This window comes from Yoonia sp. JB2-21, assembly GCF_055693545.1.
Genome location: NZ_JBVFUC010000001.1, coordinates 1,589,482 through 1,606,122 on the forward strand (window position 1 = coordinate 1,589,482; position 16,641 = coordinate 1,606,122).

15 protein-coding genes and 1 pseudogene are annotated in these 16,641 nt (G+C 57.1%); 8 read left to right on the forward strand and 8 right to left on the reverse strand.

The window, feature by feature from the left end; genetic code table 11:
- Window positions 1-27 precede the first annotated feature (27 nt).
- Window positions 28-723 carry a flagellar type III secretion system pore protein FliP gene (gene fliP, locus ACZ1G5_RS07975; protein ID WP_472732332.1) on the forward strand — a complete coding sequence of 232 codons (696 nt, stop codon included), beginning with the start codon at window positions 28-30 and terminating at the stop codon, window positions 721-723.
- 498 nt (window positions 724-1,221) lie between these two features.
- On the opposite strand, the gene ACZ1G5_RS07980 is transcribed toward fliP, so the two are convergent.
- The 8 genes and pseudogenes from ACZ1G5_RS07980 to ACZ1G5_RS08015 all read right to left on the reverse strand — a co-directional run bounded on the left by ACZ1G5_RS07980 (window position 1,222) and on the right by ACZ1G5_RS08015 (window position 8,993).
- Window positions 1,222-2,328 (reverse strand): flagellar basal body P-ring protein FlgI, encoded by a 1,107-nt coding sequence (locus ACZ1G5_RS07980; protein ID WP_472732333.1) that lies wholly within the window; start codon window positions 2,326-2,328, stop codon window positions 1,222-1,224.
- Window positions 2,328-3,332 carry a flagellin gene (locus ACZ1G5_RS07985; RefSeq protein ID WP_472732334.1) on the reverse strand — a complete coding sequence of 335 codons (1,005 nt, stop codon included), beginning with the start codon at window positions 3,330-3,332 and terminating at the stop codon, window positions 2,328-2,330. The genes ACZ1G5_RS07980 and ACZ1G5_RS07985 overlap by 1 nt, the downstream gene beginning before the upstream one ends.
- Entirely contained in the window at window positions 3,333-3,677 is a 345-nt protein-coding gene (locus tag ACZ1G5_RS07990; protein ID WP_472732335.1) for a flagellar basal body rod C-terminal domain-containing protein, read from the reverse strand.
- Window positions 3,674-4,780 carry a flagellar hook-associated protein FlgK gene (gene flgK, locus ACZ1G5_RS07995; protein WP_472732336.1) on the reverse strand — a complete coding sequence of 369 codons (1,107 nt, stop codon included), beginning with the start codon at window positions 4,778-4,780 and terminating at the stop codon, window positions 3,674-3,676. Before flgK ends, ACZ1G5_RS07990 begins: the two co-directional genes overlap by 4 nt.
- A 20-nt stretch (window positions 4,781-4,800) precedes the next feature.
- Window positions 4,801-6,134, reverse strand: a pseudogene (locus ACZ1G5_RS08000) (flagellar hook protein FlgE).
- 101 nt (window positions 6,135-6,235) lie between these two features.
- A complete protein-coding gene (locus ACZ1G5_RS08005; RefSeq protein ID WP_472732337.1) occupies window positions 6,236-7,072 on the reverse strand; it encodes a flagellar motor protein MotB in 837 nt (278 codons plus the stop codon).
- Between the two features lie 89 nt (window positions 7,073-7,161).
- Window positions 7,162-8,211 carry a Gfo/Idh/MocA family protein gene (locus tag ACZ1G5_RS08010; RefSeq protein WP_472732338.1) on the reverse strand — a complete coding sequence of 350 codons (1,050 nt, stop codon included), beginning with the start codon at window positions 8,209-8,211 and terminating at the stop codon, window positions 7,162-7,164.
- Window positions 8,208-8,993 carry a ThuA domain-containing protein gene (locus tag ACZ1G5_RS08015; protein WP_472732339.1) on the reverse strand — a complete coding sequence of 262 codons (786 nt, stop codon included), beginning with the start codon at window positions 8,991-8,993 and terminating at the stop codon, window positions 8,208-8,210. Before ACZ1G5_RS08015 ends, ACZ1G5_RS08010 begins: the two co-directional genes overlap by 4 nt.
- Before the next feature lie 172 nt (window positions 8,994-9,165).
- Between ACZ1G5_RS08015 and chlG the strand changes: the two genes are divergently transcribed.
- From chlG to ACZ1G5_RS08050, 7 genes are all read left to right on the forward strand, one after another.
- Complete coding sequence (gene chlG / locus ACZ1G5_RS08020; protein WP_472732340.1) at window positions 9,166-10,080, forward strand: chlorophyll synthase ChlG; 915 nt, start codon at window positions 9,166-9,168, stop codon at window positions 10,078-10,080.
- A gap of 1 nt (window position 10,081) precedes the next feature.
- A complete protein-coding gene (locus tag ACZ1G5_RS08025) occupies window positions 10,082-11,362 on the forward strand; it encodes a BCD family MFS transporter (RefSeq protein ID WP_472732341.1) in 1,281 nt (426 codons plus the stop codon).
- A 3-nt stretch (window positions 11,363-11,365) separates the two neighbouring features.
- Window positions 11,366-12,547: a geranylgeranyl diphosphate reductase gene (locus ACZ1G5_RS08030; RefSeq protein WP_472732342.1), complete on the forward strand. Its 1,182-nt coding sequence runs from the start codon at window positions 11,366-11,368 to the stop codon at window positions 12,545-12,547.
- A complete protein-coding gene (idi, locus tag ACZ1G5_RS08035) occupies window positions 12,544-13,077 on the forward strand; it encodes an isopentenyl-diphosphate Delta-isomerase (RefSeq protein ID WP_472732343.1) in 534 nt (177 codons plus the stop codon). The genes ACZ1G5_RS08030 and idi overlap by 4 nt, the downstream gene beginning before the upstream one ends.
- Window positions 13,078-13,137: 60 nt before the next feature.
- Window positions 13,138-13,668, forward strand: a complete 531-nt coding sequence (locus ACZ1G5_RS08040) for a gamma-glutamylcyclotransferase (RefSeq protein ID WP_472732344.1) — start codon at window positions 13,138-13,140, stop codon at window positions 13,666-13,668.
- A gap of 155 nt (window positions 13,669-13,823) precedes the next feature.
- The gene (locus tag ACZ1G5_RS08045; RefSeq protein ID WP_472734296.1) at window positions 13,824-14,906 is read left to right on the forward strand and encodes a biopolymer transporter ExbB; all 1,083 of its coding nucleotides are present in this window, start codon (window positions 13,824-13,826) and stop codon (window positions 14,904-14,906) included.
- A gap of 3 nt (window positions 14,907-14,909) precedes the next feature.
- Entirely contained in the window at window positions 14,910-16,595 is a 1,686-nt protein-coding gene (locus tag ACZ1G5_RS08050) for a peptidoglycan -binding protein (protein ID WP_472732345.1), read from the forward strand.
- Window positions 16,596-16,641: the final 46 nt, after the last annotated feature.

Genomic DNA, 16,641 nt, shown 5'->3' on the forward strand with positions numbered 1-16,641 from the left:
TTGGCATGGATCGTCATACTGTTCTGCATGGCGCTTGCCAGTCCGGCGCTCGCGCAGGACGTGTCGATCACGCTGGGTGACGACGGTTCGCTTGCCACACGGTCAATCCAGCTTCTGGTCCTGATCACGGTCCTTAGCTTGGTTCCTGGTATCGCGATCATGGTCACATGCTTTCCATTCATTGTGACGGTGTTTGCCATATTGCGTCAGGCGATCGGACTACAACAATCGCCACCAAATATGCTCATCGTCAGTTTGGCGCTGTTCCTCACATATTTTGTCATGGAACCGGTCTTGGTCGCAGCCTGGACAAGCGGCGTCAATCCACTGCTGGCCGGCGATATATCTGTAGAGGAAGGTTTTTTGAGAACGATGGCACCTCTGCGCGGCTTCATGTTGTCGCGCATCGACCCCGATACGTTCGCAGCCCTTGCTGACCTAAGGCCGGACCTCGCAACAAATGTGGCAACAGTGGATGCACCATTGTCGGTGATCATCCCGTCGTTTCTGCTCAGCGAAATGGCGCGGGCTTTTCAGGTCGGTTTCCTGATCTTCATGCCTTTCCTCATCATTGATCTGGTTGTAGCGGCAGTCCTCATGTCGATGGGCATGATGATGGTGCCCCCAGCCATCGTTTCGCTGCCGTTCAAGCTTGCGTTCTTTGTTGTCGCTGACGGTTGGGCGCTCATCGCCCATAGTTTGGTAATGAGTTACACGGTTTGATGCAGGTTGCGAAAACTTGAAATTGCGTAGCACTGCCTGTTATCCAATATTTTGCGCCGCAGGATACGCGATTTCCGAGGTGTTTGTTCAAGGGCAACCGTGACAAGGTTGGGCTTTCAGCGCCCAGGCAGCCAACCTCCGGCAGCCAGCGAAGGCAACAGGGGCCGGGATCACTGAGACGGGCGTGCGCCAAGGTAAACACCGGCTCCATGTCCCTCGTTATCCTGACTTCAAATCACGGAAAGGCACTGCTTCTGCCAAAGCATGACACGTCTTCATTTTTTCCTCTCGGGGCAGGCGATCCAGCGAATTCACTTGCCGTGTTTCGATGACCACCACCTGACAAGGGCGCCTACGAATGCTCTTCGACCGGAACCAAAAAACTTGCGCACCGCGCCGAGGTGCCGGGTCACTGCCACGCGTTGGTCATACCGATCCAAAGTAGGCGGTCCCGTCTTGGGCACCGGCAACCGAAAATTGGCAACCAACAACCAGCGCTCAACGCACAATGAATTCTGCATGCAAAGCACCGCTCGCCTTTATGCTTTTCAAGATGTCGATCATATCGCGCGGCGCGACGCCAAGCGCGTTCAAACCCGCGACAACTTCACTCAACGACGTGCCGCCTCTGATCTCCGCAAGACCAATGCCCGGTTCATCAATGATTTCTGTTTCCGTTCTTGGGACCACAACCGTTTCACCCGGCGCAAATGGGTTTGGTTGCGAGACCAGCGGCGCCTCCTGGATGCGTAAGGTCAGGTTTCCCTGGCTCACCGCGACGCGGCTAATCCTGACGTCTTCGCCCATAACAATGGTCCCTGACCGCTGATCCACAACAACGCGCGCGCGACGCTCGGGTTCGACCAGTATATTCTCAACCCGGCCCAAAGCATGCGCAGGTGACGGCATGCGGGTCGCAGCAATATTCAGCTCAACCGTGCCAGCATCCAACATGACGGCGACCGGCCTTTCAAAGTCTTGGTTGATCGCCTGTTCAATCCGACCGGCCGTCGTAAAGTCAGGTGTGCGCAAAGCGAGTCGAACTGACGACAAAGCAGTGAAGTCAAAGTTCACCTCTCGTTCGATCGTGGCCCCCGATGGGACAACGCCAGACGTGGGGACACCTTGGATAACGGCGGCACCGTCACCGGTAGCTGACGCACCGCCAGCAATGATCGTCCCTTGTGCTACAGCGTAGATATCACCGTCGGCAGCATTCAGCGGGGTCATGACCAATGTACCCCCAAGCAAGCTGCTTGAATCGCCAATTGCAGACACCGTGACATCCAGAGTGCTGCCGGCACGTGCAAACGGCGGCAAAGACGCGGTGACGAGAACGGCTGCGACATTCTTTGGTCGAAACTGTTCACCAGTGACGTTGACGCCCAACCGTTCAAGGACATTGCCAAGAATATCTTCGGTAAATGGAGAGTTGCGCAAGCCATCCCCGGTCCCATTCAGACCAACGACCAAACCGTACCCAACCAGATCGTTCGACCGGACCCCATCAAATTCAACCAGATCTTTGATCCTTATAGGGTTGGCCTGCGCCACCAGCGGCACGAGCAACAGAACTGCAGCGATCAAGACCTTTGAGAACCACATCAAATAAACCTCAAAAGGCTAAGCTGTGACATGCGCGCAGTAACGCTGAAATGTGTTTCCAATTGCAGTTGCACCGCCTGCAATCGCGTCGCTGTCTCAAAAGGATCCGCAAGAACAAGATCATTCTGTGCCATGCCGAGCGCGGTCATCTGCGCCTGCGACTCTGATAGAATCTGTTCAACGCGCGCTTCTGCAAATCCGGTCCGCGCTTGCACCGCGACCAAATCGCTTGATGCTACAAAAAGCCGCTGCCCCGCCGTCTCAAGCAACGTAACTTTCGTCTCGCGATCAATTGCGGGGAGATCGTTTGCAACCGCTGAGATAGCCGTCGCCTTTAGAATTTCTACAATCGCCGGATCATCGGCGCGTGCATCGATTGCGACGCTCTGATTTTCAGAGATACGCCGCTCAAGCGGCGCACCAGTATCGCCAAGGTACCCAAGGGTCGCAAATCCACCCACCGGATCGTCGAACCATGCATCAATTACTGCAACGATAGCGGTTGCATCCGTCGCGGCACCAATTTGTGTCACAATATCCCCAAGCATAAGGTCACCGGCGGCAAGCGGCGGTCCCACCACATCAGTTCCACCCAACAGGGCACGGTCCGCCAATTGCGTATTCAGTGCAGACACAACAGTGTCAAAGGCGCTTCGCGCAGACGATGCCGCTTCATCAACCTGTGCGATCGTACTGCTTGCGTTAACGCGTAGCAGACGATCCGCCGTCATACTGCGCGTCCCTTCCACCTGCGCCAGAATTGACTGAATACCCGACAGTGTTTGTTGCGTTCCGATGGCGACGCCGCTGTACGCATCCAATTGTTCAAGACTGTAACGCAATGCTGAAAACTGGGCGGTCTGCCCGTTCAGCGTGCGCGTCAAATCCGTTACTTTCCCGGAAGAAAGGCTCTCTCCCAGTTGTGCCAAATCTGTCTTGATCGCCGCTGTATTTCGCAGCGATCTGAATTGCTGGGCCATATCGCCAACTGAAATTGCTGACATTTAGATCTCCATCAATCTTTGCATCATGAAGTCAACGGTTTGGATAACCTTGGCATTTGCGGCGTAGGCCTGTTCGATCCGAAGCAGGGACTGCAGTTCGACATCGGTATCGACCCCGTCGGCAAGTTCTGCCTCGCGGAGCGTGTCCCATCTTGCCGTGGTAAAGCTAAGCCTGTCCTCTGCATTGATCCGTGTCGATCCGATGTCCGAGGCGAAAACACCAATGCGTCCCGAAGCAGAGCGCAGTTCGGCACCTGGCGCGTCCGCTCTTGCCGTGTCGAGTGCCGCAATCCAGCTGTTGATTTGGACAGTGGCCCCCGCCGGACCCGGAGCTGCGGCATTCAACCCATCACGCAGGCGTGCAGGGTCGCCCCGTTTTGCGACACGACAGCTGGATTGACCACGACCCGCCCTGCCAGCCCCGGCAAATCGGCCAGATCAAGCGTACCGCCCTGATCTGTGAGGATACCAAGGTCCCCGGGGGCAAGGGTTGTATCATTGGCCGGGTCCTGAAAGCGGGCAATCAAATCCGCCGCAATTTCATCCAACCCGCCCTGCGCTTCGACCAAGGTCTGATCGCGCAATGCAAAGGCAGCGCCGAGTGATCCCCCGTCCAACCGGCCAATTCCGGTGGCTGGATCGAGCGGCACGCCATCAAGGGTGATGGCCTGCAATGCACCAGACGCCAGCGTCATATCTGCTGTGATCGTTGGGGTGCGGACGAACCCGAATTGGGCTGGTTGAGTCCCCAAAAGGGTCGTCCCGGTCTGCGAGATCAATCCGATAACACCATTTTCGTTCATGACTTCGCGCAACGGGATAATCCCGGCGATTTGGTCGACGGCACGCTGACGCGCATCCAACAGCGCCGAGGGATCATCGCCAGAGCCATTGATCCGCAGGATGTCCTTGTTCAGTAAATCGACTTGCTGCAAAGCCGCGTTGAGTACATCGACATCATTTGCAATCGCGGCGTCCGCTTCTTGCCGCAAGGATTGTATGCTGCGCGTATTTGACTGCAGCGTATTGGCGAGGTCCCGAAACCGACTAACAACAAGCTCCAGCCGGGTTTCTGACGCGGGATCGCCACTTGCACTGATCAACGCACTTTCCACGGCCGCCAGTCGCGCACCCAGCCCCGCTGCATCCTCTGGCCCACCCAAGGCCTGTTCGAGCCGCAGAACCATATCAGCACTTCTTTCTTGGCCGCTCAAGGCCGCATCCGCCAGACGCCGATCAGCCAATAGCCCGGCATCAACAAAGCGATTTATCGCGTCGATACGCACGCCACCACCACGATCGCCCACCTGCACCGAAGACAGTTCAACCGACCGCCGCCCGTACCCTTCGGTCAAGGCGTTTGATAGGTTTGATGATACAACCTCTGCCATGCGGGCGTTTGCGGTCAGTCCGGAAACGGCGTTATTGAGGGCGCTTGAGATGCTCATTGTGGTCTAGTCCAATCGTCTTAGCGTTTGATGTTCGTTGTTTCCTGAAGCATTTCATCAACCGTTTGAATGACCTTCGCATTTGATGAATAAGCGCGCTGCGTCTGGATCAGTTCGGTCAACTCACCGGCGACATCGGTGGCAGATTCTTCACGGGCAAAGCCAACGATGTCACCCGTCGGACCATCACCTGCGTCCCAAAGAAAAAACGATCCGCTGTCCGGCGTGACCCGATAGCTTTGTTGGTCGAGCGTTTCCAAGCCATTTACGTTTGGCACGTCAACCAAGGGGATCTGATAGAGAACCCGGTTAATCCCGATGTCAAAAGATGCACGTACAAATCCGTTCTGATCAACTTCGATAGAGGTCAGGCTGCCCACCGGCGTGCCGTTCTTTGAAATCGAAACAGGTGCGAACGCATCAGACAACTGAGTGAGCCCAATTGAACTGCCCAGCTCGCCGATATTAATCTCCATCGGGCCGCCGTCCACGGCGATGGTCAGCGCGCCGGTCGCGGGATCATATGGCCCACCAATCGGCGCGACTGGATCCGCAAATCCAACACCGGCCAGGGTACCACCGCCACCGCGTGTGGCGTCAAACGTCAAGGTATATTCACCAACAACATCCGGGATTCCGTTTGCGTCGACATCAGATTCACTATCCCTGATTTCCATTGTCCATTCGTTCGACGCCCCGTTCGCAGGAACTGTTGGCGTAAATGTAAAGCTCAGGTTTGAGGAGGCACCAAGGTTGTCGAAATACTCAACAGAGAGTGATTCCGTATCCCCCGGTGATCCTTCCCGCGTTGATGTGGCGGGTAAGTTGACCGACAAATCAACACGTGTTGTCGCCTCACCTGCAAATTGGTTGGCATTGATCTGAACCGGCACCAGCCCATCAATGGAGTCCCTTGGATAGTTGGGGATCGTCCCATCAGCGGCCGCCGGAACACCAAGCAGCACCAGCCCCCCGGCGATCGCAAATAACCCTGCGCATCTGGCCGAAATGACCCTGTTGTCGTCAGAAATAGCGGATTGTCACCGTTGTCCACGGCAACTGACGTTTCTGAGGTGACAGGCAACATCCCCCGCCCACGCACAGCTAGGTCTGTGGGGTTGGACGTCGATACCAAAGCGCCGCGTTCATCTATCAAACGCGCCGTTGTGGTACGCACGCCACCCGCAGAATAGGTGCCTTGCCCGCTTTCAATCACCATCGACTGAAAATCGGTGATGGCCCGCTTGTAGCCGTAGGTCGAGGAATTCGAAATATTATCAGATATCGTCGCCAGGCGGGATGCATTCGCCGCAAGGCCAGCCACACTCGCATTCAGGGAAGAGGAAATCGTCATATAATTGAGCCTTTCTGCATCAAGGAGACACCGTGTCGCCCTCTTGCCTAAGGCTTCGTTCTTAACGCCCTCCTAATCCCTAAAATTCGACCGATTAAACGTCAGATGTCTGAACGCAGCAAAATCACCTCAATCCGGTTATTGCGCGGTGCCGTGGCATCGCGCACGGCGGGTTCACGATCGCCGGCGCCGGTTTGGCGCACAACGCGCCGTGGATCGAGGCCACCACTTTGCAGCATCAAACGCATCTGGGCTGCCCGATCCGTTGAGAGCTCCCAAATCGGATAATCGACGCGGATCAGGGACTTTGCACTTAAATGCCCTTCGATGGCGACGTCGTTGCTGACTGCATCAAACAGACGCGCCATGATCGCGGCGATTTCAGCTGTGACGGGGTTTGGCACCGCCGTCTCTTCGACAAAAAGGGTCACTTGCGGCAAATCGTATATTTCGATCACCAGCCCTTCGTCGGTCAGGCGTGTGATGATGTGGCGCAGGGCCTGATCGGACAGCATGCTTTCACCGCCCTGCCCCATCAAGATCGCCTCAATATCGCGCAATGCAGCGACCTGGGCCGCAACGGCAGCATCACCGGCCGCGTCACTTTCACTGCTGACTGGGTTCATGCCAACCGTGGGTTGACTGATGCCCGTACCGCTTTGGGCGAGTGTTTGTTGGGTAAAGATATTGTCGCCACCAAACGCGCCAGCACCACCACCCGACATCCGGTTGATCGGAATGGTTGGCGAAAAATAGTCCGCAAGACCTTTGCGCTGCTGCTCTGTCGTTGCATTCAACAACCACATGAGCATGAAGAAAGCCATCATCGCCGTGACAAAATCGGCATAGGCCACTTTCCATGCACCGCCATGATGGCCACCGCCTGCAATAACCTTTTTGCGCTTAATGATTGTTGGCGCGTTTGATCCTGCACTCATCCCGAAACCTCATTTCTTCACCCAAAACGAGGCATAAGGGACCGGAAGTGAAAGCGAACTTAATGGAACAATTCTATGAAAATAAGCGGTTAGATCGTCAGGTCTTTGGCGCGATCAGCATCCGACGCAACAGCAAGATCCAGCACCTTTTGCAGCATCGCACCACGTGCAAAACTAGGGGTCGCGGGCGTGTCTGCTTTGATGGCCTCGATAAAACGTCGAAAATTAGGAACGACCGGCATTGGCGGCACCTCGACCCAGTTGGCTTTGCCCAAGTCATCGCCTTTGCAGATCAATAAGCGGCTTTTCCAGTTCTCAAACCGGACATCCAGCCCACCCGTCGTTCCGTAAAGGCGCAAACGCAGGTCATTGATGTGACCGCTGGCAAAACGGCTGGCGTGGATGACACCAATCGCCCCGTTCTGAAGCGACAGATGCATCGCCATGCTATCGTTGGCATCCAAGACATACCCGCCAATACGGCCACCATCGGCCTTGTCAAATGTCTTCAGTCGGCAGGAAACAGCCGCGGGTTCCGACCCGGCCACAAAGCTTGCGAAATCCAGAATATGAACACCCACATCGCCCAGCACCCCCATCGAACCGTGCTCGGTTGATAGACGCCACAACCAAGTATCGTCGGTCTTCCAATCACCCCATTGGTCTTGGGTCAGCCAGCTTTGAAGATAAGATGCCTCAAAGTGACGGACCGCCCCGATCTGGCCCTCCTGCACAATCGCGGCGGCCTGCATCAAGGCTGGCACATTGCGGTATGTCAGGTTGACCATGTTAATGACACCGGCCGTCCGGGCTGCTGCGGCCATCTCTGCGGCGTCGGCATGATTGGCGGCCAAAGGTTTTTCGCAAAGAACATGCTTTTGGGCCGCGATCAAAGGCATTGTTGTGCGGTGATGAATACCATCAGGCGTAACATTAGACACCGCATCAAACTGATCCCAGCCAATTGCGTCCTCGACAGTTTGAAAGCTGTTCGCAATGGCATACGCCGCGCAAAATTTCTGCAGGCTTTCTGCATTCGGATCAACGGCGCCAACAATCTTGACGTCATCCATTGCAGCGTAGGCTTTGGCATGGTCATGCGCCATCGCACCCGTGCCAACAATCAGGACCCCGATCATCTGTAGCCCTCTTCACCATCTTGATGCAGACGCGGTCCGCGTTCCTTTATCGGCTCCAGCGCCTGATCGGCCGGGACATTTGGCGCATCATTGACGTCAGCAACGCGCGGGGCGGGGTTGTAGGCCCAGCGCACGGCGTTGCGCAGCACAGTCTGCACGTTGGCATCATGGTATGTTGGATAGGTCTCATGACCGGGGCGGAAGTAAAAGACGTTCCCCGCCCCCCGCTTGTAGGTCAGACCCGAGCGGAACACCTCGCCCCCCTGAAACCAGCTGACAAAGACTGTTTCCAACGGCTCGGGCACGCCAAAGGGTTCGCCATACATCTCTTCGTTTTCGAGCTCAAAATGGTCAGGAAGCCCCGCGGCGATGGGGTGATTGCGAGACGTGACCCACAGGCGCTCGCGCTCACCTGCTTCGCGCCATGTCAGATTGCAGGGCGTTCCCATCAATCGTTTGAAGATTTTCGCAAAATGGGCGGAATGCAGCAGGATCAGACCCATGCCTGCATTCACATGATCCGCGACGCGTTCGACAATCGCGTCCGACACGTCGCCATGCGCGGCATGCCCCCACCACAACAGCACGTCAGTGTCCGTAAGACGCGCGTTGGTCAGTCCGTGCTCAGGGTCTTGCAGGGTCGCCGTCGTGGCCGCGATATTGCTATCAATGCGCAAGGCGGCGGCGATGGCTTCATGCATGCCGTCTGGATAAAGATCAGAGACGATCTCGTTAGTTTTCTCATGGACGTTTTCGCCCCAGACGACAACTTTAATGGTCATGCGACTCATCCTTCCAAAGCGCTTTGGAAGGACGTTGCGGCAGCTTACAAAGAAACGCAAGCACTGTTGAAAGCGCGCCTGAATTGGGCAGCGATGTACAGCGACGCTATGGCGCAGTGTCAACGCACCTTTACACTTGCCCTCAGCGTAGGTGTCATTTTAAACTTACACAATGAGTGTCACTTCAGATTTACAGATCGGCAATACGACGCGACGTTGGCCTGAGCCACGGGCGATGCTGCGTCTGATAAAACCGGTGACATGGTTCCCGCCAATGTGGGCCTATCTTTGTGGCGTGGTATCATCAGGCATAAGCCCCTCTGGCCATTGGTTTTTTGTGATCCTGGGCGTTGTACTTGCCGGACCCATTGTTTGCGGGATGAGCCAGGCAGCGAACGACTGGTGCGACCGCCATGTCGACGCCATCAACGAACCTGACCGCCCGATTCCTTCGGGACGGATTCCGGGGCGTTGGGGGCTCTACATCGCCCTCGCAATGACAGTGCTTGGGCTGATCGTGGGCTATCAACTGGGTCCTTGGGGCTTTGGCGCGACCATTTTGGCGGTGCTTGCTGCATGGGCCTATTCCGCCGAACCGGTCCGTGCCAAGAAATCTGGCTGGTGGGGGCCGGGGCTCTGCGGTCTTGCCTATGAAACCCTGCCTTGGGTGACCGGTGCCGCCGTTTTGGCGGCTGGCGCACCCGGCCCGCAGGTCATCCTGATCGCCGTTCTTTATGGCATTGGCGCACATGGGATCATGACGCTGAATGACTTCAAGGCTATCGAAGGGGATCGGGCCACTGGTCTGCGATCCTTGCCTGTCACGCTTGGGCCTGATCGGGCGGCGCGCGTGGCGTGCTGGATCATGGCAGTGCCGCAGGCCATCGTGATTGGTCTGCTGACCTATTGGGAAAAGCCGGGTTTTGCGCTGGGCGTTATGGCGATGCTGGCGGTGCAACTGGGTGCCATGCGCGTCTTGCTGCGCGACCCCGAAGGCAGAACGCCTTGGTATCAGGGCATGGGCATTCTTTTCTACATCAGCGGCATGATGATTGCCGCAGTCGCATTGCGCGGGATCGGAGGCTGAGATGACACTTTCATGGTTCCAGATTTTCCGGCTTGGGTTTGTGCAAATGGCATTGGGCGCGATTGTGGTGCTGACGACATCCACCCTGAACCGTTTGATGGTGGTCGAACTATCATTGCCCGCGATCCTGCCCGGATTGTTGGTCGGCCTGCACTACGGCATCCAACTGACACGGCCGCATTGGGGGTTCTATTCGGACACCGGAGGACATCGGACAAAGTGGATTATTGGCGGCATGGTCGCCTTGGCTTTAGGCGCATTCATCGCGGCCTGCGGCGTGCTGGCGTTCGAGACATCCTTCGCGCTGGGTCTGACCATTTCGATCATCGCCTATACGCTGATCGGGTTGGGCGTGGGGGCCTCTGGTACTTCGCTGCTTGCCTTGCTGGCGACAACAACTGCCCCCCATCGCCGCGCAGCAGCGGCAACGATCACATGGCTGATGATGATTTTCGGCATTGCGATGACGGCCGGTATCGTCGGGCAATTCATTGATCCCTACACACCCGCACTTTTGCTCAAAATCGTCGGCATCGTGGTATCCATCGCAACACTGATTACCTGCCTCGCCGTTTGGCGAATCGAGCGCAACCTGATCGCCGTGCGCGAACCAGACCCAACGCCCTTCATGGATGGGCTGCGCGAGGTCTGGGGAGAGCGTAAAGCGCGCAACTTCACCATCTTTGTCTTTCTGTCGATGACGGCCTATTTCATGCAGGAACTGATCTTAGAGCCCTACGCCGGCCTCGTCTTTGCATTCACGCCGGGGCAATCAACCTCGCTTTCTGGCGCGCAGAACGGCGGTGTCTTCATCGGCATGCTCACCGTCGGGATCGTCGCCACCGGGTTCAAAATCGGCCTCTTGCGTAACTGGGTGATGGCAGGCTGCATCGGTTCCGCCGGTGCATTGGTGCTGATCGCTTTCCTTGGCCCCATCGGCCCAAGCGCACCTTTGGTGCCTGCCGTTGTTCTGCTGGGTTTCTTTAACGGCATGTTCGCTGTCGCCGCCATCGGTTCCATGATGGCGCTGGCCGCCGAAGGGGCTGAGCGTCGCGAAGGCACCCGCATGGGTCTTTGGGGCGCAGCACAAGCCATCGCCGCAGGGTTCGGCGGACTGGTGGGTGCAGGCATGGTTGATCTGCTGCGGGTCAGCATGACCGACACGCAAGCCTTCGGGTCTGTCTTCATCGCCGAAGCCGCCCTCTTTATCGCTGCCACTGCTATGGCTGCCAAAATCATGGACGGCAAAATGCCGTCCGCCACACTCGTTCCGGGAGAATGATCAATGCAATATGATGTTGTTGTCGTGGGCGCAGGCCCATCCGGGGCCACCGCTGCAGAGGACCTTGCGCGCTCTGGTCACAAGGTAGCCTTCATCGACCGCGACGGGCGGATCAAGCCATGCGGCGGCGCCGTGCCCCCACGCCTGATCGAAGATTTCTTTATCCCCGACGAACAGATCGTGGCCAAGGTAAATACGGCGCGCATGATCTCTCCCACCGGACGGCAAGTCGATATCCCGATTGAGAACGGCTTTGTCGGCATGGTCGACCGCGAACATTTCGACGAATTCCTGCGTAAGCGGGCGAAAGACGCAGGCGCGCATCGCTATACCGGTACATTTACTAAAATCGAACGCGATGCAGACGGCACCCATGTCATCTACCGCGATAAGATCAGCGGCAATGAGATGAAACTGACCACCAAACTGGTGATCGGCGCAGATGGCGCAAGATCCAACGTGGCGCGGGCCGAGGTCAAGGACGGGGATAAGATCCCCTACGTCATCGCCTATCACGAGATTATTGAGGCGCCAGAACCTACGGCCACCTATGATCCGGCGCGCTGCGATGTCGTCTATGACGGCAAGATTTCCCCCGATTTCTACGGATGGGTCTTTCCGCATGGCGGACAGGCGAGCGTTGGGATGGGGTCGATGATCAAATCGGTTGATGTGAAACAAGCCACCGCTGATCTGCGCGCTGCATCCGGGCTGACCGATTGCAAAACGATCCGGAAGGAAGGCGCGCCCATTCCGCTGAAACCGCTGGACCGTTGGGACAATGGCTCGGACGTTGTCCTTGCCGGTGATGCTGCAGGCGTTGTCGCCCCGTCATCTGGCGAAGGGATCTACTATGCCATGGTCGGCGGGCGCGTGGCGGCCACCGCCGCAGCGGCCACTTTGGCATCAGGGCGCGTAAAAGACTTGCAGCTGGCGCGCAAACTTTTCATGCGCGAACACAAACAGGTGTTTCGGGTTTTGGGTGCGATGCAAAACGCCTACTACCGCAGCGACGAACGGCGTGAGCGGTTTGTCTCCCTGTGTCATGATGTCGACGTGCAAAAGCTGACGTTTGAGGCGTATATGAACAAGAAACTGGTAAAGGCACGGCCCATGGCTCACCTCAAGATCGGCATAAAGAACCTTGCACATCTCACGCGCCTTGTTTCGCCGTTGCGCACATGACGATTATGATCCCGGCCTGGGAAAACGGCATGTTGAAACCGGTTGAGAAGTTGGATGCGCACCTGCGTGGGCTGAAGCACAAGGCGGTCAGCGTCTTTGTGATGAACCGCGGGCGTGTTCTGATCCAACAGCGCGCAATGGGGAAATACCATACACCGGGGCTTTGGGCGAACACATGTTGCACCCACCCCGAATGGGACGAGGACCCCGCTGACTGTGCCGTGCGCCGTTTGGACGAAGAGCTGGGGATCACCGGCCTCTACCCATCGCACCGGGACGAGATCGAATATCGTGCCGATGTCGGCGGTGGGCTGATCGAACATGAGGTCGTGCAGGTCTATGTGGCCGACGCGCCCAATGACCTGAAGGTCGTGCCAAACCCCGATGAGGTGATGGCTACCCGCTGGGTTGATTTCTACGATCTGTCTGCTGATGTGGCCCGTCATCCGGGCGAATATACCCCGTGGCTACAGATTTACCTGCAAGACCACACCACCGCGATCTTTGGCGATCTGCTGCGGGTGGGCTAAGCCCCTTTTCGTTTGATGGAATTCAGTGTTTATGGACGTCTGTAAAGCAGGGGTTCTGACATGGCACTTTGGGTATTCGGATATGGGTCACTTTTGTGGAACCCCGGTTTCACACCCGTGCGCCAGGTCAAAGCACGCTTGCACGACTATCATCGCAGCTTTTGCATGTTATCGATCCATCACCGCGGATCAGAGGAAGACCCCGGATTGGTCCTCGCGCTGGATGCGCAGGCAGGTGGACAATGCACCGGTGTCGCCTTTCAAATCGCCGATGATGAGGAAGATACCGTGCTGGCAAGCCTGCGTGAACGCGAATTGATATCTTCCGCCTACTACGAAGCCACGGTCGATCTGGTCAGTGACGACGGCGGAACGATCCCGGCGCTTGCCTACATCATCAACCGCGATCACGTGCAGTACTGCCAATTCGACCTTGAAAAACAGGCGCAGATTATCGCGCACGCGACGGGGGGACGGGGGCCAAATACGGAATATCTGTTCAACACAGCCGCCCATCTGACAGAACTTGGGATCAAGGACCCCGACATGGCGTGGCTGGTCGAACGCGTGCGTGCCCTGACAGCAACATAACCTGCCCCTGATTTTGTTTGGGTTTGCGGCAAAGCGGCCATATGGTGTTATGCGAGCACAGTAACAACACAATATGAGGACTCCCATCCGTGGCGGACAAAAGGGAACCCAAAGCACCACCGCAGTTTTCACAGCCGATCCGGCAACTCCTGTTCATGTTGATCGTGATCGGGTTGGTCGGCGCTGGCTTCTACCTCGGGCTCGAAGAGATCACCGCGATCTTCATGTCGAACCCCTATTTGAACGGCGTCATCCTTGGGGTGTTCGTTCTCGGCGTGCTCTCTTGCTTTAACCAAGTCTTCTTGCTGATGAATTCGGTCCGCTGGATTGAACGGTTCGCAAAGGAACAGGGCGGGCATTCCTACAGCGCGGCGCCCTCACTGCTTGCACCGCTTGCGACACTGCTGCGATCACGTGGGGCACGCACGCAAGTCTCGTCATCCTCTGGGCGCTCCATCCTCGATTCCGTCGCACAACGGATCGACGAAGACCGCGAAATCACGCGATACATCGGCAATGTCCTTATTTTCCTGGGTCTTTTAGGCACCTTCTACGGGCTTGCGACAACAGTGCCTGCCCTTGTTGAAACGATCCGCTCGCTCAACCCCGGCGAAGGGGAAAGCGGCGCGGACATCTTTGCACGCCTCCAATCCGGGCTCGAGGCACAGCTTGGCGGCATGGGTACAGCATTCTCAAGCTCATTGCTTGGTCTTGCCGGGTCGCTGATCGTCGGCCTGTTGGAACTTTTCGCTGGGCATGGGCAGAACCGGTTCTACCGCGAACTCGAAGAATGGCTGTCGACCATCACGCGCGTCGGCATCGACGGCGAAGAAGGGGGCGGCGCCGACTTCAGCGCAATGGGCCCCTTCGTCGATCAGCTGGGCGAGCTGATGGACACGATCCAAATGATGATGGGACAGACAGACGCCGACCGCGAAGAAAACGACCGGCGCTTTGCCACTCTTGCAACATCGTTGGACAAGATGGCGCAGGCGAACACAACCAACTCTCACAATGACATGCTCGAACGTGTTGCACTGGGGCAGGAAGCGCTGATCCAAAAACTGGATGACAGCGGCATGGACGGCATAGATGCGGAAAGCCGGATGCGCCTACGGTCCATCGACGTGCAACTGCTACGTATCTTGGAAGAAATGTCAGCGGGACGGCAGGAAAGCGTCGGCGACCTGCGCGTCGAAATCGCCAATCTGGCCAATGCGATCAAAGATAGAGGCTGATCAATGGCGCTGAGCCGCAGATCATCAAACCGCTTTCAAAACGCGATCTGGCCGGGTTTCGTCGATGCGATGACCGGGCTGTTGCTGGTGCTGATGTTCGTGCTGACGATCTTTATGGTCATTCAGTTCGTACTGCGCCAACAGATCACCGGACAAGAATCCGAATTGAACGCACTCAGCAATGAAGTCGCAGCGCTGACCCAGACCCTTGGTCTGGAACGCGACAGGACAACTGAACTGTCCGCAAACCTTGACGACGCCAACGCAGAGGCCGCACGTCAGGCAAGCCGTATTGCGTCACTGATCGCCGAGCGCGAAGCCCAGAACCAGGCTCTGGCACGGGCACAAGGTGAGATTACCCAATTCGAGGCGCAGGTTGCCGGGCTTTTGGCCGAACGGAGCGAGGCCTTGGCCGACATCGCTGATCTGGAAGACGCACAAGCCCGTCTCTTGACCGAACAAGAGGCGCTCAACCTTGCGCTTGCGCAGGCCCGAACCGAGATCGATGAAGGCGCAGAGGCCGCAAGGCTCGCCGCTGCCCGACGCGAGGCGTTGGAGGCTTTGGTCGCTGATCTTGAGGCCGAGAATGATGCAAACACGACGCGCATCACTGCATTGGAAGCCGAACAGTTGACCAACGCGGCGGCTGCAGAAGCATTGCGCGAAAGGCTTGCAAACGCAGACACTGAACTGACGGCAATGACGCTGAACCTTGAACAGCAACGACAAGAAGCCGAAGAAACACTGACCCTGCTGGCCGCAGCACGCGCCGCACAGGCCGAATTGGACGCCCTGCGCGGATCGTTGGAAGATGAAAACGAAACGATGGCAGGGCAACTTGCCCAGCTTCAAGGCAACCTGGGCAATCAATCAAGCGAAGCAGAGCGGCAAGCGGCGTTGCTGGCGATTGCCAACGAAGAACTCGCCGCAAAAGAAGCCTTGTCTGCCGAAAGCCAGCGTCAGGTTGCCCTGCTGAATGAACAGATCACCGAATTGCGGACCCAAGTCGGCAACTTGCAATCCTTGCTGAACCTTGCCGAAGATGCCGACCGCGAAGCACAAGTCCAAATCGAAACCTTGGGCGCGCAGCTTAACACCGCCCTCGCCCGTGTGGTGTCAGAAGAACGCCAACGCCGCGCATTGGAAGAAGCAGAGCGCATCCGGCTTGAAGCCGAAGCCGCACGACTGGAAGAAGAAGCGACGCGTTTGGCAGCCGAAGCCGAAGATCTTGCGCGGTTCAAGTCTAACTTCTTTGGGGAGTTGCGCCAGATCCTTGAAGGACAAGACCGCATTCGCATCGAAGGTGACCGCTTTATCTTCAACTCAGAGGTGCTTTTTGAACCCGGCAGCGCGACACTATCCGGAGCAGGCGAAGACGAGATCGCCAATATCGCGGGCATCCTGCGCAGCATCGCAGACGACATCCCGGCCGGTATTGACTGGGTGATCCGCGTGGATGGGCACACCGACAATATCCCGGTGAACCGCAATGGACGGTTCGCAGATAACTGGGAACTCAGCCAGGCCCGCGCGCTGTCGGTGGTGCGGTTCATGTCAGAGGATCTTGGGATCGATCCACGCAGACTGGCTGCTAACGGATTTGGTGAATTCCAACCGATTAACCCGCTGGACACACCCGAAGCGCGCGCCCAAAATCGGCGAATTGAGTTAAAATTGACAGAGCGGTGAGGGGGCCCGGCAGACGAAGCACCATTTCGCTGCAATTGCGCCAAGG